Source organism: Mixta sp. Marseille-Q2659 (genome assembly GCF_940807255.1).
Classification (GTDB): domain Bacteria; phylum Pseudomonadota; class Gammaproteobacteria; order Enterobacterales; family Enterobacteriaceae; genus Mixta.
This window is the reverse complement of record NZ_CALNWY010000002.1, coordinates 161,407-180,729: the sequence shown is the minus strand read 5'-3', so window position 1 is coordinate 180,729 and position 19,323 is coordinate 161,407. Positions and strand designations below refer to the sequence as shown.

Annotated in this window: 21 protein-coding genes, 1 tRNA gene and 1 pseudogene; 7 read left to right on the top strand and 16 right to left on the bottom strand. The window is 54.7% G+C overall.

The genetic code is table 11. From position 1 onward, the window contains the following. Positions 1–32 precede the first annotated feature (32 nt). The 6 genes and pseudogenes from P3C52_RS02870 to tesA form a co-directional block, all read right to left on the bottom strand. Positions 33–1,049 (bottom strand): RelA/SpoT domain-containing protein, encoded by a 1,017-nt coding sequence (locus P3C52_RS02870; protein WP_275553710.1) that lies wholly within the window; start codon positions 1,047–1,049, stop codon positions 33–35. A gap of 2 nt (positions 1,050–1,051) precedes the next feature. Next, complete coding sequence (locus P3C52_RS02865; protein ID WP_275553709.1) at positions 1,052–2,119, bottom strand: nucleoid-associated protein; 1,068 nt, start codon at positions 2,117–2,119, stop codon at positions 1,052–1,054. Between the two features lie 328 nt (positions 2,120–2,447). Then, positions 2,448–2,792, bottom strand: a pseudogene (locus tag P3C52_RS02860) (SPFH domain-containing protein); the annotation flags it as partial. A gap of 54 nt (positions 2,793–2,846) precedes the next feature. Further along, positions 2,847–3,704, bottom strand: coding sequence for a co-chaperone YbbN (locus P3C52_RS02855; RefSeq protein ID WP_275553708.1), 858 nt, complete (start codon positions 3,702–3,704; stop codon positions 2,847–2,849). Between the two features lie 80 nt (positions 3,705–3,784). Continuing rightward, positions 3,785–4,558, bottom strand: coding sequence for an SDR family oxidoreductase (locus P3C52_RS02850; protein ID WP_275553707.1), 774 nt, complete (start codon positions 4,556–4,558; stop codon positions 3,785–3,787). Between the two features lie 31 nt (positions 4,559–4,589). Then, positions 4,590–5,213 carry a multifunctional acyl-CoA thioesterase I/protease I/lysophospholipase L1 gene (gene tesA, locus P3C52_RS02845; RefSeq protein WP_275553706.1) on the bottom strand — a complete coding sequence of 208 codons (624 nt, stop codon included), beginning with the start codon at positions 5,211–5,213 and terminating at the stop codon, positions 4,590–4,592. Between tesA and ybbA the strand changes: the two genes are divergently transcribed. Together ybbA and ybbP are read left to right on the top strand one after the other, a co-directional pair. After that, the gene (gene ybbA, locus P3C52_RS02840) at positions 5,181–5,867 is read left to right on the top strand and encodes a putative ABC transporter ATP-binding protein YbbA (RefSeq protein WP_275553705.1); all 687 of its coding nucleotides are present in this window, start codon (positions 5,181–5,183) and stop codon (positions 5,865–5,867) included. The genes tesA and ybbA overlap by 33 nt on opposite strands. Then, complete coding sequence (ybbP, locus tag P3C52_RS02835) at positions 5,864–8,272, top strand: putative ABC transporter permease subunit YbbP (protein WP_275553704.1); 2,409 nt, start codon at positions 5,864–5,866, stop codon at positions 8,270–8,272. Before ybbA ends, ybbP begins: the two co-directional genes overlap by 4 nt. Before the next feature lie 212 nt (positions 8,273–8,484). Here ybbP and purK read toward each other — a convergent pair whose 3' ends face one another. From purK to ppiB, 4 genes are all read right to left on the bottom strand, one after another. Then, positions 8,485–9,552, bottom strand: coding sequence for a 5-(carboxyamino)imidazole ribonucleotide synthase (purK, locus tag P3C52_RS02830; protein ID WP_275553703.1), 1,068 nt, complete (start codon positions 9,550–9,552; stop codon positions 8,485–8,487). Continuing rightward, on the bottom strand, positions 9,549–10,058 hold the full coding sequence (gene purE, locus P3C52_RS02825) for a 5-(carboxyamino)imidazole ribonucleotide mutase (protein ID WP_275553702.1): 510 nt from the start codon (positions 10,056–10,058) through the stop codon (positions 9,549–9,551). The genes purK and purE overlap by 4 nt, the downstream gene beginning before the upstream one ends. 143 nt (positions 10,059–10,201) lie before the next feature. After that, positions 10,202–10,918 carry a UDP-2,3-diacylglucosamine diphosphatase gene (gene lpxH / locus P3C52_RS02820; protein WP_275553701.1) on the bottom strand — a complete coding sequence of 239 codons (717 nt, stop codon included), beginning with the start codon at positions 10,916–10,918 and terminating at the stop codon, positions 10,202–10,204. Continuing rightward, positions 10,918–11,412 carry a peptidylprolyl isomerase B gene (ppiB, locus tag P3C52_RS02815; RefSeq protein ID WP_275553700.1) on the bottom strand — a complete coding sequence of 165 codons (495 nt, stop codon included), beginning with the start codon at positions 11,410–11,412 and terminating at the stop codon, positions 10,918–10,920. The genes lpxH and ppiB overlap by 1 nt, the downstream gene beginning before the upstream one ends. 337 nt (positions 11,413–11,749) lie before the next feature. Between ppiB and cysS the strand changes: the two genes are divergently transcribed. The 4 genes from cysS (at position 11,750) to P3C52_RS02795 (ending at position 15,281) form a co-directional block, all read left to right on the top strand. Continuing rightward, positions 11,750–13,129 carry a cysteine--tRNA ligase gene (cysS, locus tag P3C52_RS02810; protein WP_275553699.1) on the top strand — a complete coding sequence of 460 codons (1,380 nt, stop codon included), beginning with the start codon at positions 11,750–11,752 and terminating at the stop codon, positions 13,127–13,129. Between the two features lie 87 nt (positions 13,130–13,216). After that, a complete protein-coding gene (locus tag P3C52_RS02805; protein ID WP_275553698.1) occupies positions 13,217–13,426 on the top strand; it encodes a hypothetical protein in 210 nt (69 codons plus the stop codon). Between the two features lie 9 nt (positions 13,427–13,435). Then, entirely contained in the window at positions 13,436–14,209 is a 774-nt protein-coding gene (locus P3C52_RS02800) for a DeoR/GlpR family DNA-binding transcription regulator (protein ID WP_275553697.1), read from the top strand. Continuing rightward, positions 14,187–15,281 (top strand): oxidoreductase, encoded by a 1,095-nt coding sequence (locus tag P3C52_RS02795; RefSeq protein ID WP_275553696.1) that lies wholly within the window; start codon positions 14,187–14,189, stop codon positions 15,279–15,281. Before P3C52_RS02800 ends, P3C52_RS02795 begins: the two co-directional genes overlap by 23 nt. A 146-nt stretch (positions 15,282–15,427) precedes the next feature. Here P3C52_RS02795 and ybcJ read toward each other — a convergent pair whose 3' ends face one another. Further along, positions 15,428–15,640: a ribosome-associated protein YbcJ gene (gene ybcJ, locus P3C52_RS02790; protein ID WP_275553695.1), complete on the bottom strand. Its 213-nt coding sequence runs from the start codon at positions 15,638–15,640 to the stop codon at positions 15,428–15,430. Next, positions 15,640–16,506 carry a bifunctional methylenetetrahydrofolate dehydrogenase/methenyltetrahydrofolate cyclohydrolase FolD gene (gene folD / locus P3C52_RS02785; RefSeq protein ID WP_275553694.1) on the bottom strand — a complete coding sequence of 289 codons (867 nt, stop codon included), beginning with the start codon at positions 16,504–16,506 and terminating at the stop codon, positions 15,640–15,642. Before folD ends, ybcJ begins: the two co-directional genes overlap by 1 nt. A gap of 182 nt (positions 16,507–16,688) precedes the next feature. Here folD and P3C52_RS02780 point away from each other — a divergent pair. After that, a tRNA-Arg gene (locus tag P3C52_RS02780) sits at positions 16,689–16,765 on the top strand. 15 nt (positions 16,766–16,780) lie between these two features. Here the strand turns inward: P3C52_RS02780 and P3C52_RS02775 are convergent. The 4 genes from P3C52_RS02775 to P3C52_RS02760 all read right to left on the bottom strand — a co-directional run bounded on the left by P3C52_RS02775 (position 16,781) and on the right by P3C52_RS02760 (position 19,322). Next, complete coding sequence (locus P3C52_RS02775; RefSeq protein ID WP_085067656.1) at positions 16,781–17,944, bottom strand: site-specific integrase; 1,164 nt, start codon at positions 17,942–17,944, stop codon at positions 16,781–16,783. A gap of 301 nt (positions 17,945–18,245) precedes the next feature. After that, positions 18,246–18,722: a class I SAM-dependent methyltransferase gene (locus tag P3C52_RS02770; RefSeq protein WP_275553693.1), complete on the bottom strand. Its 477-nt coding sequence runs from the start codon at positions 18,720–18,722 to the stop codon at positions 18,246–18,248. 46 nt (positions 18,723–18,768) lie between these two features. Beyond that, complete coding sequence (locus tag P3C52_RS02765; RefSeq protein WP_275553692.1) at positions 18,769–19,116, bottom strand: hypothetical protein; 348 nt, start codon at positions 19,114–19,116, stop codon at positions 18,769–18,771. Next, positions 19,113–19,322: a hypothetical protein gene (locus P3C52_RS02760; protein ID WP_275553691.1), complete on the bottom strand. Its 210-nt coding sequence runs from the start codon at positions 19,320–19,322 to the stop codon at positions 19,113–19,115. Before P3C52_RS02760 ends, P3C52_RS02765 begins: the two co-directional genes overlap by 4 nt. Between the last annotated feature and the right edge of the window lies 1 nt (position 19,323).

Sequence of the window (19,323 nt, the reverse complement as noted above, 5' to 3'; positions counted from 1 at the left end):
AAAGTATTCCATAAGAGAGTTAGTAATATTTATTAGGTTTCTGCCCAGTTAGGTGCAATGCCTAAGTCACTGAAAATTCTTTGAAGTATAGAAAAATCTGTTGGCCAATACTTTTTTAAAGTAGTTGGAAAGCGATAAGCAAGAAAATAAGATAAAAAAATTATTGGCTGGCGGAATTCAAAGAAATCACTTGTATCTTGATGGTGGCTAATTCTCTCTTTCAAAAAAGTATACTCTTGATTGTCAAAGAAATTCCCAAGATCCTCAACTGTGCATTTCCTCAGTAATGCTCGATTACTGTCTACAAAAATTACTGCGTTTCGGTCATCAATATTATCCACATTAACAAGCCCAGAACGAGATGCATAGCTATTTATAGCGTTAAGCCAGTTGGTGACATTAACACTCGCAGCTTCAAGCTCCTTTTTAGCATGGCATAATAGGTCATCTGTGGTTTCCATGAGCGCCATGCCCTTAGCAAAGTTACGCCTAATCGTTTGATCTACTTGAAGATTAGTTTTGTAAATTGTATCGTGAGCTAACTCCGCATACGCATGTTGAAGTAAGGTTCTCAACTGTACTTCACATGGCGTACCTTCCTTTATTATTTGTCCTTCAAACTCATGTTCACTACTTGCATATACAATGTAGTGAACAGATTGATAGTCGAAGATACGCGCATCTGAGCCACGCCATTCATCGAATTCCTTATCTTTGGAAAATGTCCAATAGGGCAGTGACTCTACAATTTCCGTGAGTAATTTCAGCTGATCTGTGAGCAGAACTACGAAGCGGATACCTGCTTTATCGGTGATTTCACGATAAGGATCTTTGTATTTTCCTTTCTTCCTGAGAAAAGCCTTTGAGACTAAGGAGTCGACCGTCTTAACACGACCTGACGGCATGATTTTAATGTATTCATCGTAAACAGATTTTCTTTCAAGGCGTTGGAGAAGTTCGGCATCAATTTTTGAAATGACAAAATTTGCCCACGCTTTGTACATAGCGCGTTCAGACTTATAAAGTTCAATAAATTCATGCCGTTCCATTATTACACCTGGTCAGTGAGTGTACCCTTGATCTTGATTGTCGTATGTTCGTCTGTTTCTTCAACTATGGAAACAGATTTGTCAAAAAGTTCCGCTGGACCTGTAAGTTTGATGTTCGTTGAGAAGTTCATTTTTCTGAACACCAATTTACGCTTTATGATGCTTAAGTCTTTTTCAACAGCAGTCATTGGAAACTGCTTCGCTGTCATGAAATGGCTGTAATCGTCTCTGACGTCTTCAGGCATGTAACGTGTAGCGAACTCGCTTACTTGGATTGTGACACTTTGATCAACTTTTAGGTAGGTATGAAGTGCTTGTTGAATCCCCACTCGTGACTCTGCATCCACCTCTGTCGAATTGATAAATTCACTTGTCAGCTCATAGAAATCACGAGTTCGCTGCTTGCCATTCTGCGGTATTCTTAACCCAAGAAAGTTAGAATAGAAGTAGCGTGCAGCCTTTCGATCGTCATTTGCTTTTATATTGTTATCAAAAACATATGCTTCAAAATCATCTTTTACTCGTTCTGCTACCGGAAGCTGGCTGCGAGAAATTTCAATGAATGCACCTACTTTGTAAAGCCGTGATTGAGGCGTAAGAATTAGATTGTCAAGATACTCAATTAAAACCTGTCCTTGATTAACCTTTTCAGAAAATCCTGCCTGCTGTTCTGCTTTAATGATGAAAAGGCATCGCTTATTACTAACACCTACGGTTCCTGAAATAACAACTAAAGTTCCACCAGGCCAGCTCTTATTTGTATGAGCTTGGGTATGTAGCTCAGCGATTGTTGCAGAATTGGTTATAAAGTCTTCGGTATTATCATCAAGAAGTGTTACAACACTTCTGAAACAACTTGCATCGCCATCAAGTGCAATTTCCATCTGAAGGCTATGAGAACCATTTCCTAAAACTTTAGTAATTCTTTCTTCGAGTTTTTGCGCACCTAAATCGCCAAGCTCAGTTAATACTGAGCTGGTAATAGGATCTACACGACCTTCGTCATTAGGCTTGTAGACGTTATGTAAAATGATTTTTTGGAACTTTAAATTGCTGAAAGTAAACGACATAATTTCTCCGCTGCCTATCCTTTGGAGCAAATAATTTTCTTTTTCAGAGTTAATCAGCCGCTACAAGGATTAAGCGTAACTGTGCATAGAGTAAAAAGTAAACAATTGATAAATCTTTTTGCAGCTTCGATTATATGTTTTTCAAAGTCAAAATCTATCATAAGTTATCTTGGCCTAATCCTTGATTCAGGATGGCAAAGAAGTCATTAATGCTGAAGAAAAGAAAGAGTAGTCTTTTATTTTTTATTTAATTCATTGTTTTTAAACTTATTTTTAATCATCATGGCCGCTTTTAGCGGCTAAGATTTTACGCACGAAAAAAATATGCATTGGTCATCGTCAGATTAATGATCGCCTGCTCAAGGTTACTGACCTCATAAGCGGCACGCGCGGGATCCACCACCTGAATAAAGCAGACGGCGTCGATGGTGACATTGGCGTTATCTTTAGAAATGACTTCCTGAGAAGGCACATCCAGTACCTGTTCCATCATATTGATCTTGCGACCAATACGATCCATAAAAGGCACCAGCAGATTGAGGCCTGGCTGTAATGTTTTGGTATAGCGGCCAAAGCGCTCAACCGTCCACTGATACCCCTGCGGCACGATTTTAACGCCTGACCAAACGATAATCAGCGCAACGACGATAAGAACGGAAACGACGGCAAACATATAACCTCCAGACTGTCTTATGACGGGCCGATCCTCGGCCCGTTTTTGGCAGAATTAGTAAAGCAGCGAGTATAACAGGCGACGGTATTTCGCCGCCAGCGCATCGCCGGTGCCGAGGGCCGCCAGAATCTCCTGCAGCATTTTGCGCGCCTGGCCATCCGCCGCGTTCAAATCTTTCTTCAGATGCGAATAAAGCAGCTCCAGCGCCTCTTCGTTACGACCGACCTGATGCAGTTGCAGCGCCAGTTTGCTTGCCAGATCGGCATTGGTCGGATCGCTCTCCAGCTGTTGCTGAAGCAGCTGAATTTCCGGCGTGTCCGCCGCCTGTTTCAGCAGATCGATCTGCGCCATCAGCCCCTGATAACGGGTATCCTGATCCTGCAGCGGTACCACTTTCAGCACCGCTTCCGCCTCATCGCTGCGGTTAAGGCTGATCAGCACTTCCGCCAGCAGAAAGCCGATGTCGCTCGACTGGTTGCTCAGCTGCCACGCCTCTTTCAGCAATGGCAGCGCGTCGAGGGTTTTGCCCTGCTGCACCAGTTCCATCGCCTGCTGCGTTTTAAGTTCTTCCTCACGCGGCAGCACTTTTTGCAGCAGCGCGCGGATCGCGTCTTCCGGCTGCGGTCCCTGGAAGCCATCGACCGGCTGGCCGTTCTGGAACAGGTAAACGGTAGGGATGGCGCGCAGGCCAAACTGCGAGGCGACCATCGGTTCATTATCGCAGTCGAGCTTCGCCAGCACGAACTGCCCGGCATATTCCTGCGCCAGCTTTTCCAGCACCGGCGTTAACTGCTGGCAGTGCTGGCTGCGATCGGACCAGAAATAGAACAGCACCGGCACAGCCATCGACTGTTCCAGCGTCTGCTGTAGGTTTGACTCGTTAATATCAATGATCGAAGCGTGTAATGACATGTAGGCGTCTCTTTGTCTGATGACTTTGTTACGATATTGGGGCATCGCGCCAGGCTTCAAGCCAAATTTGCGCTGCTGCGTTAGTTGCCGCGTAAAATGCGATCCAGTATCCAGCCCGGCAGTAAACGTCGCAGCCAGCTCATCGCATGTGCGACCAGCGTCACAGGATAGCGCAGGCGCGGATGACGGCTCTCCAGCGCATGACGCAGCTTGGGCAGAATCGCTTCCGGCGGCAGGGTAAAACGCGCCGCAATGCCCGGATTTTTCACCGGTTTTTCGCGCTGGGTCTGATTAACGTTATCTGTAAAGCGTGTATGAATCGGACCCGGTTCAATCAGGCTGACGCGCACGCCGCTGCCGTGCAGCTCCATGCGCAGCGCATCGGACCAGGCTTCCAGCGCATATTTGCTGGCGGCATAGGCGCCGCGTCCTGGCGTCGAAATCAGGCCCATCACCGAACTGGTATTGATAATGCGCGCCTCGCCGCTGGCGCGTAGCGCGGGCAGCAGCAGCATGGTCAGCTGATGCGTACCGAACAGATTGCTGGCGAACTGCTGTTCCAGCTGTTGACGCGACAGCGTTGCCAGCGGGCCGTAAACGCCATAGCCAGCATTATTAAACAGGCCGTAAAGCTGATTGCCGGTCAGGGAGATAACCTGCGCCGCCGCCTGAGCGACGCTCTCTTCGTTGTCCAGATCGAGCTGAATGCCGATAAAGCCCAGCTCATTCATGCGCGCCACATCGTCCGCTTTGCGACAGGCAGCCAGCACGCGATAGCCGCGCATTAAGAGATCGTTGGCGGCGACCAGCCCAATGCCGCTGGAACAGCCGGTGATTAACACGTTTTTTTGCATAACTTTACGTCCATGGCATCTGTGCCGTTTATTACTCGTGCTTAACTAAGGGAGCCAATTCTTTATCCATCAGATCGGTAATAAATGCCTGCGCATCCGGCGCGGGATGAATACCGTCCTGCTGCATCCATTGCGGCTTAAGATAAACCTGCTCCATAAAGAAGGGCACCAGCGGAATATCGTACTGCTGGGCCAGTTTGGTATAGATATTGCTGAAAGCATCGTTATAGCGACGCCCATAGTTGGCCGGTAAGCGAATCTGCATTAACAACGGTTTCGCATTCGCCGCCTGCACCGTCGTGATGATTTTACTTAAATCCTGCTCAATATTTTGCGGTGGAAAACCGCGCAGGCCATCATTGCCGCCCAGTTCGATCAACACCCAGCGTGGCTGATGCTGTTGCAGCAGCGCCGGCAAACGCGCCAGCCCTTGTACGGTGGTATCGCCGCTGATGCTGCCGTTGACGACCTGCGGCTGCCGCTGCCATTTTTTATCCAGCAGGGCGGGCCAGGCCTGTGCGGCGGACATGCGATAGCCCGCGCTCAGGCTATCACCGAGGACTAATAATGTATCTGCGGACGCCGCGCGTGCCAGCAGCAGTAATAACAACAGGAAGGGATAATGCCAGCGGAAAATATTGTTGAAGTTCATCATCTTACTAAATCCGTCGGTGAAGGAGAGCATCAGCTGTTGATCCTTACCGGAGTTGACCTGGTTGTCAAACCGGGGGAGAGCATTGCCCTGATTGGCGAATCGGGATCGGGCAAATCGACGTTGCTCGGCATCCTGGCCGGACTGGATGACGGCAGCAGCGGCGAAGTCTGGCTGTGCGGTTCGCCGTTACAGAATCTGAACGAGGAGCAGCGTGCGGCGCTGCGGGCAAAACATGTTGGCTTTGTATTTCAGTCATTTATGCTGGTGCCGACGCTGAGCGCGCTGGAAAACGTTCAGCTGCCAGCACTGTTGCGCGGCGAGTCGGATCGGCAAAGCCGCGATCAGGCGCAGGCGCTGCTGGAACAGCTGGGGCTGGGCAAGCGTCTGCATCATCTGCCTTCTCAGCTTTCGGGCGGCGAACAGCAGCGCGTGGCGCTGGCGCGCGCGTTTAACGGTCGTCCCGATGTGCTGTTCGCCGACGAACCGACCGGTAATCTCGATCGGCAAACCGGCGATCGGATCGCCGATCTGCTGTTTTCTATGAACCGCGACAGCGCCACCACGCTGATTCTGGTCACCCACGATGCACAGCTGGCGGCGCGCTGTGATCGACGGTTGCGCGTGCGTGACGGCAAGCTGTGGGAGGAAGCATGATTTGGCGCTGGTTCTGGCGTGAGTGGCGCTCGCCCTCGCTGTTGATTGTCTGGCTGGCGCTAACGCTTGCCGTGGCCTGCGTGCTGGCGCTCGGCACCTTAGGCGATCGCATGGAGAAAGGGCTCAGCCAGCAGAGCCGGGAATTTATGGCGGGCGACCGCACGCTGCGAAGTGCGCATCCGATACCGGAACCGTGGCTGGCGCAGGCGCAGCAGCTGGGGCTGAAGGTTTCCGGCCAGCTGACCTTTATGACCATGACTTTTTCGGGTGAGACGCCGCAGCTGGCGGGCGTTAAAGCGGTAGATAACCGCTATCCGATGTTTGGCGAACTGCGTACCGATCCGCCGAACCTCAAGCCGCAGCCCGGCAGCGTACTGCTGGCACCACGCCTGATGGCGTTGCTCAACGTCAGGCCGGGCGATGAATTGGATGTCGGCGACAGCACGTTGCGCATTGCCGGAACGGTATTACAGGAGCCGGACGCCGGTTTTAATCCTTTTCAGACCGCGCCGCGCCTGTTGATGAATCTGGCCGACGTGGAGAAAACCGGTGCGGTTCAGCCCGGCAGCCGCCTGACCTGGCGCTATAAGTTTGCCGGCGATCCTGAGGCGTTAAGCCGCTACGACAGCTGGATTACGCCGCAGCTGAAAAGCGATCAGCGCTGGTTGAGCGTGGAAAATTCGGAAGATGCGCTGGGACGATCGATGCAGCGCGCGCAGCAATTCTTACTGCTGTCGGCGCTGCTGACGCTGCTGCTGGCGGTCGCCGCCGTCGCCGTGGCGATGAGCCATTACTGCCGCAGCCGCTACGATTTGGTGGCGGTGCTGAAAACGCTGGGCGCGGGTCGTCGCGCCTTGCGCAGGCTGATCGTCGGGCAATGGCTGGCGGTGCTGCTGCTGGCGGCGCTGGCGGGCAGCATTTTGGGCGCGGGCTTTGAGGCGCTGCTGTTAAAAATGCTGCGTCCGGTTCTGCCTGGTGAACTGCCCGCCGCTGGCATCTGGCCGTGGGTATGGGCGCTGGGCGCACTGTTTACCATTTCGCTGCTGGTGGGGCTGCGGCCTTATCGGCTGCTGCTGGCTACCCAGCCGCTGCGCGTGCTGCGTCAGGATATCGTCGCCTCTGTCTGGCCGTTACGCATCTATCTACCGGCAATGGCGCTGGTGGTAGTGGCGCTGCTGGTTTTGCTGGTCGGCAACAGCAAACTGCTTTGGGCCTTGCTGGGCGGTATTGTTCTGCTGGCGGCGCTGCTGGCGGCGTTGGGCTGGGGCGCGCTATGGCTGCTGGGGCGGTTAACGGTGCGCAGGCTGGCGCTGCGTCTGGCGGTCAATCGCCTGCTGCGTCAGCCTTGGGTGACGCTGAGCCAGCTGGCTGCCTTTTCGCTCTCTTTTATGCTGCTGGCGCTGCTGTTGGTATTGCGCGGCGATCTGCTGGATCGCTGGCAACAGCAGCTGCCTGCCGATAGCCCCAACTATTTCCTGCTAAATATCAGTCGCGAGCAGGTAGCAGATGTGCAGCATTTTCTGGCGCAACATCAAATCACGCCTGGCACTTTCTATCCGGTTGCCCGCGTGCGCCTGACGGAAATCAACCATCAACCGGCCGATCCGAGCCTTGATAACGCGCTGAACCGCGAGTTGAATCTGACCGCGCTGGCGCGTCGCCCGGAACATAACCCGATTGTGGCCGGACAGTGGCCGCCGCGCGCTGGCGAAGTCTCGATGGAAGTGGAACTGGCCGATCGGCTGGGCGTAAAACTGGGCGATACGCTGACTTTTACCGGCGATACCCAGCAGTTCAGCGCCACCATCAGCAGTCTGCGTAAGGTGGACTGGGAAAGTCTGCGGCCCAACTTCTTCTTTATTTTCCCACCGGGCGCGCTGGATGAGCAGCCGCAAACCTGGCTGACCAGCTTCCGTCTTGATGGACACAACGAGGTGCTGGCGCAGCTTAACCGCGCCTTTCCTACTCTTAGCCTGCTCGATATTGGCGCGATGATGCGTCAGATAGGGCAGATTCTGACGCAGGTCAGTCAGGCGCTGGAAATTATGGTGGTGCTGGTGACCGCCTGCGGGCTGTTATTATTGCTGGCGCAGGTTCAGGTTGGCATGCGTCAGCGGCGGCAGGAGCTGGTGGTTTATCGCACGTTGGGCGCCGGGAAGAAATTGCTGCGCACCACGTTGTGGTATGAGTTTGCGCTGTTGGGCGTTGTCGCGGGCGCGGCGGCGGCGCTGGGCGCAGAAGCGGCCCTGTGGGGATTACAGCGGAAAGTGTTCGATTTTCCCTGGCAGCCTGATTACCGGCTGTGGCTCGCGCTGCCGTTAAGCGGGGCGCTGCTGCTGTCGCTGTGCGGCGGCTGGTTGGGCATTCGGCTGCTGCGCGGTAAAGCATTGTTTCGCAGTTTCTAAAGAGGATGGAGATGGAATGTCTGCGAGAGGGTTCTGCCCATCCGTAAAGACGCAATTTCCGTTATCCATAACAGACTCGACCCGCGCCTTGTATGGCGCGGGACGCTTTACTCCTCGCCAGAAACTTTCTCGCCTTAGCTTCAGGCGTTGCCTGTTGGCTTCCGCCTCAGTTTTTCAGCATGCAGGCTGTCCGCACCTGGCGGACAGCGCGCTTAACCGAGCTTTGCCTGCGCCCAGGCAATGCCGCTGGCATATTCCGGCGGCAGCATCGGCACCAGCGCCTCAAGCGCGGCGGCTATGCGCTGGCCGTCGGGATCGTTCAGGTTCAGATGGCCCACTTTACGGCCAGCGCGCACCTCTTTTTCATACCAGTGCAGATGCACCAGCGGCTCACTCAGCCACTGCGGATTTACCGCCGTACCGATCAAATTCACCATCGCCGACGGCGTGCTGACCACCGGCTGCGGCAGCGGCAGATCGAGAATGGCGCGCAGATGCAGCTCAAACTGGCTGATGGACGCGCCGTTTTGCGTCCAGTGGCCGCTGTTGTGGACGCGCGGCGCCAGCTCATTAATCAGCAAACCCTGCGGCACGACAAAACACTCCATCGCCATCACGCCGACATAGTTCAGCTCCTGCATAATTGCGCCGAGCATCTGCTCCGCCTGCTGTTGCAGCGCGCTGTCCGGCTGCGGCAGCGCCACACTGGTACGAAGAATGCCGTCCTGATGCAGATTATGCGTCAGCGGATAGAATACCGTCTGGCCATGATGCCCGCGCGCGCCAACCAGCGAGACTTCGCCGGAAAAGTTAATGCCTTGCTCAACGATACATTCGCCGTAACAGTCGGCGGGCAGCGTATCGGTTTCATCAGCACGTAAGCGCCACTGGCCGCGTCCGTCATAGCCGCCGGTACGTCGTTTAACGATTGCCAGCTCGCCAAGTTTCGCAAACACCTGCGGCCACCGATCGGCGGCGATGAGCAGCTGCCAGGGCGCCGTCGCCAGACCCAGCCGATCGAGCAGCTGTTTTTGCGTCAGGCGATCGGCCAGCAGCGGAAAAATATCGCGGTTCACAAACGCTGAATGCAGCGCCAGCTCACGCGTCAGAGCCGTTTCCGGCCAGCGTTCGATTTCAGCAGTGATCACGCTTTGCTGAATCGGCAACGCTTCCGGTTCAGCATCAAGACCAACCGGATAAACTGCGATGCCCAGCGGCTCGCCCGCCTGACGCAGCATCCGGCCTAACTGACCATTTCCCAGTACGCAAACCGGCTTCATGCTTCCTCCCGCGGATCGGGGTTATTCAGCACTTCATCGGTCTGCGCCTGACGCCAGGCGGCAAGACGCGTCGCCAGTTCGCGGTCGTGCGTCGCCAGAATCTGGGCCGCCAGCAGCGCCGCATTGGCCGCGCCCGCTTTACCAATCGCCAGCGTGCCGACCGGAATGCCACGCGGCATCTGCACAATAGAATAGAGGCTATCGACGCCGCTCAGCGCTGCGCTCTGTACCGGCACGCCCAGTACCGGCACCAGCGTTTTCGCTGCCAGCATGCCCGGCAGATGCGCCGCGCCGCCGGCACCGGCGATAATCACCTGAAAACCGTTGTCCGCCGCGCCTTCGGCAAAGCTGAATAGCTTATCGGGCGTGCGATGGGCAGAAACAATTTCAACATGGAAGGGAACGGCCAGAGCGGTAAGGATCTCCGCAGCGAACTGCATAGTGGCCCAGTCACTTTTCGAACCCATGACAATGGCGATGCGGGTCGGGGCGGCGTTAAGAGACATGCGGATGTGGCTCCTGTGATTATCCAAAAGTCACCGGCGTGGTTTTCACGCGGTCGGGAAGGGCACAGAGAATAGCATGACTCAGAGGCAAGGAAAACGGTTGCGTAGGCGGATAAAGGGGCTGAAGCGGCCTGTTTTTCGCTTCAGAAAGGGAAATGAATCAGGTTAACGCCAGCGGGCGTCACTTCAATCATCGACCCCGCGCTGTGCCAGGCGCCAAGCACCAGCCGCTGCGCAGGCTGACCGTTTGCCGTCAGCGTATGAACCGCCGGACGATGGGTATGACCATGAATCAGCCACTGCACCCGACGGCGCTGCATGGCGTCAATAACTGCCTGGGCATTCACATCCATAATCGACGCGGATTTCTGGCTGTTGGCGTCTTTGCTGCTGTCGCGCATACGCAGCGCGATACGCTGGCGCAGCCGAAGCGGCAAAGCAAGAAACAGCCTTTGCAGCCAGCGCTGATGCACCTTGCGGCGAAAACGCTGATAGCCTTCGTCGTCGGTGCAAAGCGTATCGCCGTGCATTATCAGCAGTCGTTTGCCGTAGAGATCCAGTACCTGCTCTTCCGGCAGCAGCGTCATTCCGCTGGCGCGGGCATAGCGCTTGCCCAGCAGAAAATCCCGATTGCCGTGAATAAAGTAAACCGGCAGCGGCAGCGCGCGCAGAGCGGCGGCAATTTGCTGATGCAGCGGGTCAGGATCGTCATCGCCGATCCAGGCTTCAAACAGATCGCCGAGGATGTAGAGCGCATCGGCGCCAGGCGTTTCGCGCTGTAAAAAACGCAGAAAACCGGCAGTAATTGCCGGTTCTTCCTGACACAGATGCAGATCTGCGATGAATAGCGTGCGTGACATTACTCGCTAACGATGACTTTCTGAATGATCACATCTTCTTTCGGTACGTCCTGATGCATACCGCTGCGGCCGGTGGAAACGCCTTTGATTTTATCAACCACGTCCATGCCTTCCACCACTTCGGCGAATACGCAGTAGCCCCAACCCTGCAGGCTTTCGTCACGGAAGTTCAGGAAGTCGTTGTCCGCAACATTGATAAAGAACTGCGCGGTGGCGGAGTGCGGTGCGGAGGTACGCGCCATAGCCAGCGTGCCACGGGTGTTTTTCAGGCCGTTGTTGGCTTCGTTGCGGATTTCCGCTTTGGTTGCTTTCTGTTTCATGCCCGGCTCAAAGCCGCCGCCCTGGATCATAAAGCCATTGATCACACGGTGGAAAATGGTGTTGTCGTAGAAACCTTCACGACAATAATCCAGGAAGTTCTGCACGGTCGCCGGCGCTTTGTCATCGAATGTTTTGATCACGATGTCGCCATGATTAGTCTGGAAAGTAACCATAATCTCGTCCTGTAAAGGTTGGAGTTTTCAAGATACTGCCCTCGTTCGCCGTTGAATGGCGCCGGGCCAGTTTTAACCGACGCTTCTTATACCACAATTCCCCTTACGGCGTCAGTAAGCGCATAAGCGGTGTGCGCTGCATCCTTTCTTGCACTGTGTCGTGCTGCGTTGGAGGCTCTCTTATATTGCGCTGTGCTGCACCTTTCTTGCATTGCGTCGCGCTTACGTGAAAAATAGAGCGCTATTCTGAATCATTCGGGTTGCAGATGGCGATTGCTTGTCAATCCACTGTAGCTTACTGAATTCGTTTACCGCACACGCTCATACGGAAAGTTCAATGCTGAAAATTTTTAATACCCTGACGCGACAAAAAGAGGAATTTAAACCGATTCATGCCGGAGAAGTCGGCATGTACGTGTGCGGCATTACCGTTTATGACCTGAGCCATATCGGCCATGGCCGTACCTTCGTCGCCTTTGATATTGTGGCGCGCTATCTGCGCTATTGCGGCTATCAGCTGAAATATGTACGTAATATCACTGATATTGATGACAAAATCATTAAACGCGCCAACGAAAATCAGGAGTCGGTAGAAGAGCTTACTAACCGCATGATTGGCGAAATGCACGCCGATTTCGCCGCGCTGAATATTCTGCCGCCCGATCTGGAGCCGCGCGCGACGCGTCATATTAGCGAGATCATTGAGCTGGTAGAGAAGCTGATTGCCCGTGGTCACGCCTATGTCGCCAGCAACGGTGACGTGATGTTCGCGGTCGACAGCGATCCAGAGTATGGCTGCCTCTCCCGTCAGGATCTGGAGCAGTTACAGGCGGGCGCGCGCGTGGAAGTGGCCGATGTGAAGCGCAATCCGATGGATTTCGTGCTGTGGAAAATGTCGAAAGCGGATGAGCCGAGCTGGCCGTCGCCGTGGGGCGCCGGACGTCCGGGCTGGCATATTGAATGTTCAGCGATGAACTGCAAACAGCTGGGCGAGCATTTCGATATTCACGGCGGCGGCTCTGATTTGATGTTCCCGCACCATGAAAATGAGATTGCCCAGTCAACCTGCGCCCATGACGGCCCTTATGTCAATTACTGGATGCACTCCGGCATGGTGATGGTTGACCGTGAGAAGATGTCCAAATCGCTCGGCAACTTCTTTACCATTCGCGACGTACTGCAACATTTTGATGCGGAAACGGTGCGTTATTTCCTGATGTCCGGTCACTATCGTAGCCAGCTTAACTATGGCGAAGAGAACCTGAAGCAGGCGCGTGCGGCGCTGGAGCGTCTCTATACCGCGCTGCGCCACACTGATGCCAGCGCTGACGCGGCAGGCGGCGAAGCGTTCGTTACCCGTTTCCGCGAGGCAATGGATGATGATTTCAATACGCCGGAAGCTTATTCCGTGCTGTTCGATCTGGCGCGTGAAGTGAACCGTCTGAAAGCGGAAGATATGGCGGCTGCCAACGGTCTGGCGGCGCGTCTGCGCGAGCTGGCGGGCATATTGGGCCTGCTGACGCAGGACCCGGAGCTTTTTCTGCAGGGCGGCGCACAGGACGATGAGGTAGCGGAAATCGAAGCGTTGATTAAAATGCGCAACGATGCGCGTCAGGCGAAAGACTGGGCGCAGGCGGATATTGCCCGCGATAAGCTGAATGCACTGGGCATCGTGCTGGAAGATGGCCCGCAGGGTACCACCTGGCGTCGTAAATAATCAGCGCCATAAATGTTTGGATAACAAAGTCACTATCAAAGGCCGGTTTTCACCGGCCTTTTCGATGTTAACAAAACAGGCAGCAACGTGCTGTTAGATCTGCCGCAGCCGACTCTCTTATTTATACTTTCTGCTTCTGCTTCTGCTTCTGCTTCTGCTTCTGCTTCTGCTTCTGCTTCTGCTTCTGCTTCTGCTTCTGCTGTTTTACCACTTATTCGGGCTTTCTCTGCCTCTCAAATCCTTTATCAGTTTTATCTGTGCGGTTTTTTGCGGTTTTTTGCCGTATATTGCGTATAAGGAGGATTTATGCACAAAGCCGCACGTCAGAAAAAACTCTTAGCGCTGCTCAGCGAGCAGGGAGAATGCAGCGTGGCGCAGCTTGCGCAAATGCTGCGGGTTTCGGTTGATACCGTGCGCCGCGATCTTAACGATCTGCAACAGCAGGGGCTGGCGCAGAAAAACCACGGCGGCGCCATCGCGCTGGACGTGCCGGTGATGACGCGCCGGGCGCGTAGCGCGCTGCTTAGCGATACCAAAAGACGGCTGGGCCAGGCCGTTGCCGCGCAGATCCCGCCGGGCAGTACCGTCATGCTGGATGCGGGCAATACGGTGCTGGCGGTGGCCGCCGCACTAACCGTGCCTGCGCGGGTGATTACCGCCTCGCTGGATATCGCCTGGGCGCTCAGCGATCGCCCCGATATTGAGCTAATTTTGCTGGGTGGCCAGTGGGATCATGATCAGCGCCTGTTTGCTGGCGCCGCCACGCTGGCGATGCTTCAGCGCTATCGCGCCGATATTGCCGTGCTGGGCGCCTGCGCGGTGCATCCCACACTGGGCCTGAGCGCCAGCCAAGAAGCGGACGCGGAAATTAAGCGCGCCATGCTGGCTTCCTGCGCGCAACGCTGGCTGGTGGTCGATCATTTAAAGCTGAACCGCTGTCAGCCGCATCGGGTTGCTGACTTAACTGAAATAGAACGCCTGTTTATCGATCGTCCCTGGAATGAACTGCCGCCCTTAGATTCCACCGACGTTTCTGTTATCGCCGAAGGAGAACAAGATGAGTCATACCGCTACGTCTGAAAAAATGCTTAACGCTGTGCTGATCGGCTACGGCTTTGCCGGGAAAACCTTTCATGCGCCGCTGCTCTCCGCGACGGCGGGCCTGAATCTGTATGCGATCGTTTCCAGTAATGCCGCCAAGGTTCATGCCGATCTGCCGGGCATCCAGGTGATCACCGATGCGCAGCAGGCGATCGCGCATCCTGAGGTCGATCTGATCGTGATCGCCTCGCCGAATGCTACCCATGCGCCGCTGGCGCGCCAGGCGCTGGAAGCGGGTAAACACGTGGTGGTGGATAAACCTTTCACGCTGGATATGCAGGAAGCGCGCGATCTGATTGCGCTGGCGCAGGAAAAAGGGCTGCTGCTGTCGGTATTCCATAACCGCCGCTGGGACAGCGACTATCTCGGCGTGCGTCAGGCGATAGAGCAGGGCGCGGTAGGGAAAGTGGTGCAGTTTGAATCGCATATCGATCGCTTTCGTCCGCAGGTGCGCGTGCGCTGGCGCGAGCAGAATGTGCCGGGCAGCGGTCTGTGGTTCGATTTAGGCCCGCATCTGATCGACCAGGCGCTACAGCTGTTTGGTCTGCCGGAAAGCGTGCAGGGCAATATCGCCACGTTGCGCGACAATGCGGAAGTGAACGACTGGGCGCACGTGCTGTTAAATTATCCGACCCATCGGGTTATTTTACACTGCAGTATGCTGGTGGCCGGCGGCGTATCGCGTTTCAGCGTTCACGGCACGCAGGGCAGCCTGATTAAGGCGCGCGCGGACCGGCAGGAGAGTCAGCTACTGGCGGGCGTAACGCCTGGCAGCGCCGGCTGGGGCGAAGATGATGAGGCGATGGTGCTGTACCGCGGCGAAGAAGCGCCGCGCCAGCTGCCGACGCCAGCGGGCGACCAGCGTCAGTATTATATGCAGATCGCTAACGCGCTGAACGGCGCGCAGGAAAATCCCGTGCCGCCGGAACAGGCGCTGGCGGTAATGGCGGTGCTGGAAGCCGCGGTAAAATCTTCGCAAAGCGGCCAGGCGCAGCAGCCTGAACTTAGCGCTGAAGAGCAAAGCGCGCTGCGTTTCCCGCAGGTGCAGTAAGCATGCAGAAATAAAAACAGCCGGCTTGGCCGGCTGTTTTTACCCTGGCGACAGGCTGACAGAGGGTGATTGCAGCGTCATGCCGCCGATATCTCTTTATTCAGCCAATTCGATGCATGAATTGTCTGATTCAGACGGCCAGATCTTCAGGCTGTAACCGTCACGCGTTGGCCGTCAAACTCAACCGTCTGGCCCGCGACGATTTTGCAGCGTTTGCGGGTTTCCACCTGACCATCAACGCTGACCAGACCGTCGGCGATCAGATTTTTCGCTACCGCGCCGCTCTCTACCCAGCCTTCCAGCTTCAGCAGATCGCACAGATCGACGTGCGCGTGTTTACCTAATGAAAATGTGGCCATTATGCGGCTCCTTTGTCGTGATACTCTTCGCACGCCTGCAGCGTATTCTGAATCAGGGTGGCAACCGTCATCGGCCCAACACCGCCCGGCACTGGCGTAATCCAGGCGGCGCGCTCAGCGGCAGCCTCAAACGCGACGTCGCCGACCACTTTACCGCTCTCTAAACGGTTAATGCCGACATCAATCACCACGGCGCCTGGCTTGATCCATTCGCCAGGAATAAAGCCTGGTTTGCCAACGGCAACCACCAGCAGATCGGCATGTTCAATATGATGACGCAGATCTTTGGTAAAGCGGTGCGTAACGGTGGTGGTGCAGCCGGCCAGCAGCAGTTCAAGGCTCATTGGACGTCCAACGATATTCGATGCGCCGACCACTACCGCATTCAGGCCGTAGGTTTCGATATTGTAGCGCTCCAGCAGCGTAATGATGCCGCGTGGCGTACAGGGGCGCAGCAGCGGCGCGCGCTGGCACAGCCGACCAACGTTATACGGATGGAAGCCGTCAACATCCTTATCCGGCGCGATGCGCTCCAGCACCTTCACATTATCGATGCCCGATGGCAGCGGAAGCTGCACCAGAATGCCGTCAATGTCGCCATCATTGTTCAGCGCATCGATCAGCGCCAGCAGCTCGCTTTCGCTGGTGGTGACGGGCAAGTCGTAAGAGCGGGAAATAAAACCAACTTCTTCGCAGGCGCGGCGTTTGCTGCCCACATAGATCTGTGACGCAGGATCTTCGCCAACCAGCACCACGGCCAGACCCGGCGCGCGTTTTCCGTCCGCCAGACGCTGTTTCACTTTTTCAGCAACCTCAAGGCGCACCTGCTGCGCAATCGTTTTACCGTCAATAATTTTTGCTGCCATCAGTGAAGAAATCCATCTGTTTGAGTGAATCGGGGAAATGGCGCATATTTTGTCAGAAGCACAGGCTGCTGTCAGTCCCTGAATCGCGCTGGCTGGTTACATCTTCGGCGAAGGGCGTAGCGCGGCTGTAAAAACGTTGACTCGCTGTCTGCGCACCGTATAATTCGACGCAACTCACCGATGCGCCCTTAGCTCAGCTGGATAGAGCACCGGCCTTCTAAGCCGTAGGTCACAGGTTCGAATCCTGTAGGGCGTGCCATTAAATATCAATAAGTTACGCAATTCGCAAACCTACCTGATTTCCTCCTTGTGTCGTATTTGTGTCGTTGTCACCTAAAAGTGAGTCAATTTTGCGCGCATGCTCCGTTAAATGGTTAGGGGCGAGGTGAGCATATCGACGCACCATTTCTATGCTTTCCCATCCACCCATTTCCTGCAGCGCCGACAATGGAACTCCTGACTGAATGAGCCAGCTTGCCCAGGTGTGTCGCAAGTCGTGAAACCGGAAGTCCTCAATGCCTGCCCGCTTGAGTCCGATCCGCCACGCTGTGTTATCATCACACCGCATCTTCCTGACCGCCGGAGTCTTGGTTCCGTCAGGCCGGGTTGCCTCTTTGGTATGAACGAATACCCACCGCGAATGTTTCCCGATTTGCTCCTTCAAAACCCTGCATGCCGTATCATTCAGAGCCACGCCAATAGCCTTGCCCGCTTTGGCGTTCTCGGGGTTTATCCATGCGACCTTTCTTTGCATATCAACCTGCGTCCATTCAAGGTCTAGGATGTTGCTGCGCCGTAGCCCGGTAGCCAGTGCAAAAGTCACGACTGGTTTCATGCTTTCCGGCATGCACTCAATCAGTCGGTTTGCTTCTTCCCGGGTCAGCCACCGAATGCGCTTGCTGACAGGCTTCTTGGTTTTGATAACCGGCGCCGTTTTTATCCATCCCCATTCATTTGCTGCCGCCCGAAGAAGCGACCGCATGAAAGAAAGGTAATGGCTCTTTGTGCCTGCGCTGACGGCCTTGTCCTTATATGGCGGAACGGGCTTGTTATCCCTGATGGCCGCATCCCGCTGAATCTCCCATTTCCGGCGATGATTTCGGTTTACCATCCTTCCCACAATCTTCTGCACTTCCTCGCCGGTAATTGTTGATATATCGCGCCCGGCAAAGTGACCAAGGAAGAACTCTATCTTCACTTTGTCATCGTCCAGGCTGCGCTTATGCTCCTTTTCATCAAGCCAGCGCATGCAGGCTTCTTCAAATGAGCGCGCCGGTAAGTCGCCCAACTCTTCGACGCGCCATGCTTCAGCCTTCAGCCGGTCATGCAGCTCCTGCGCTTGCTTCTTGTCCGCTGTCCCAAGCGATCGCCTAACCCTTTTGCCATTTGGGGTAAAGAAATGACAGTGCCATACACCGCCTCTGAGGGTGATTGACATGATGGTCCTCCTGTTGTGCCATCACCCATGCTCGCCGGGCGATTCTGGGTCGGATTGCGAAGATAATCAATACAGGCGGATTTCAGAACGAGGTACTTACCGGAATCTCCGCCAGTACGGCGGCCAACTAGGTCGCCTTTCTTTATGAGGTTGCTTACTGTTCTGCTGGACACTTTCAGATATGCGGCGGCCTCCGAAAGCGTCATCGGTACGTCGTCATGCATAGATGACCTCTACAGGTAGTTGAATATTGCTCTGGCGATGATGATCGCAATGATTGTGATGAGAAGGTGGAGTGGGGTTAGCATGATTTCAGGAAGATTATCCAGTGTGTTTTGTCGCCTTTGCCTGTTCGTTGCCAGATAGTTGGCTTTTGGTCGGTTAGGGCGATTACCTTGCTAACTGGGATTTGAGTTTCGTTCCATTTAAAAATCAGCGTGCCATTAGGACGCAGCACCCGGAATGCTTCTGCAAATCCTGCCCGGATATCTTGTGGCCACGTCGATTTATCCAAGGCACCATATTTCTTACGCATCCAACTGTTCTCGCCGGCGCGTTCCAGATGCGGCGGATCGAATACGACCTGAGCAAATGTGTTATCAGCGAACGGTAAAGCGCGAAAATCGGCGATAACGTCCGGGCTGATTTGCAGTGTGCGTCCATCACATAACACATGCTGCTCCGCTCGTTTATCCGTGAACACAGCGCGGCTGTCCTGCTTATCCATCCAGAACATGCGTGAGCCACAGCACATATCCAATATGCTTACTTCAGACATAACAACTCCTCACGCATAGCGCGATAGTGAAAATGGGTAGGGGGTTTTACTTCAGGGTGATGTGGGGGATTTTCCCAGCGGCGATGTCGTCATAGATAATTCCTGCGAGGTAATTATCCATATCAATTCTGTCAGTCATGGCTTTGCATGCCTCATCCCGCTTGCGGTCTGCTTCGTTGCGGATAAGTCGGAACTTAAATTGCTCTGTCTCGCTGTTATAATGCTCAAAATGAACATACTGCTCACCACCGGGGCAGTCGCAGGCCATTACAACACCTGATTTTCCCACTATGTATTTAATAACGCATCGCCACCAAGTGGCGCCGCCATTCATAGTGTATTCGCACTCACATCCAACCGGCGGAAGGCCGCGTCCGTTCCATTCTGTGTTCACATCAACCTCCGCTGTTTCTCAGCCCACACCATGCGCTCATGGTCAGTTCGGCACTCGCCCGAGCAGAAATGCCCCTTACTAATCTTCTCTTCGCAGTAGTGACATTCACCGGTGTAGACCATGCTGGGCGCCGGTCTGTTGGCTAAGGCTACTGCTATCAGCTGCTGCTCGCGTTCTGCGGCCTCGTCGAGGATATCGGCATGCATA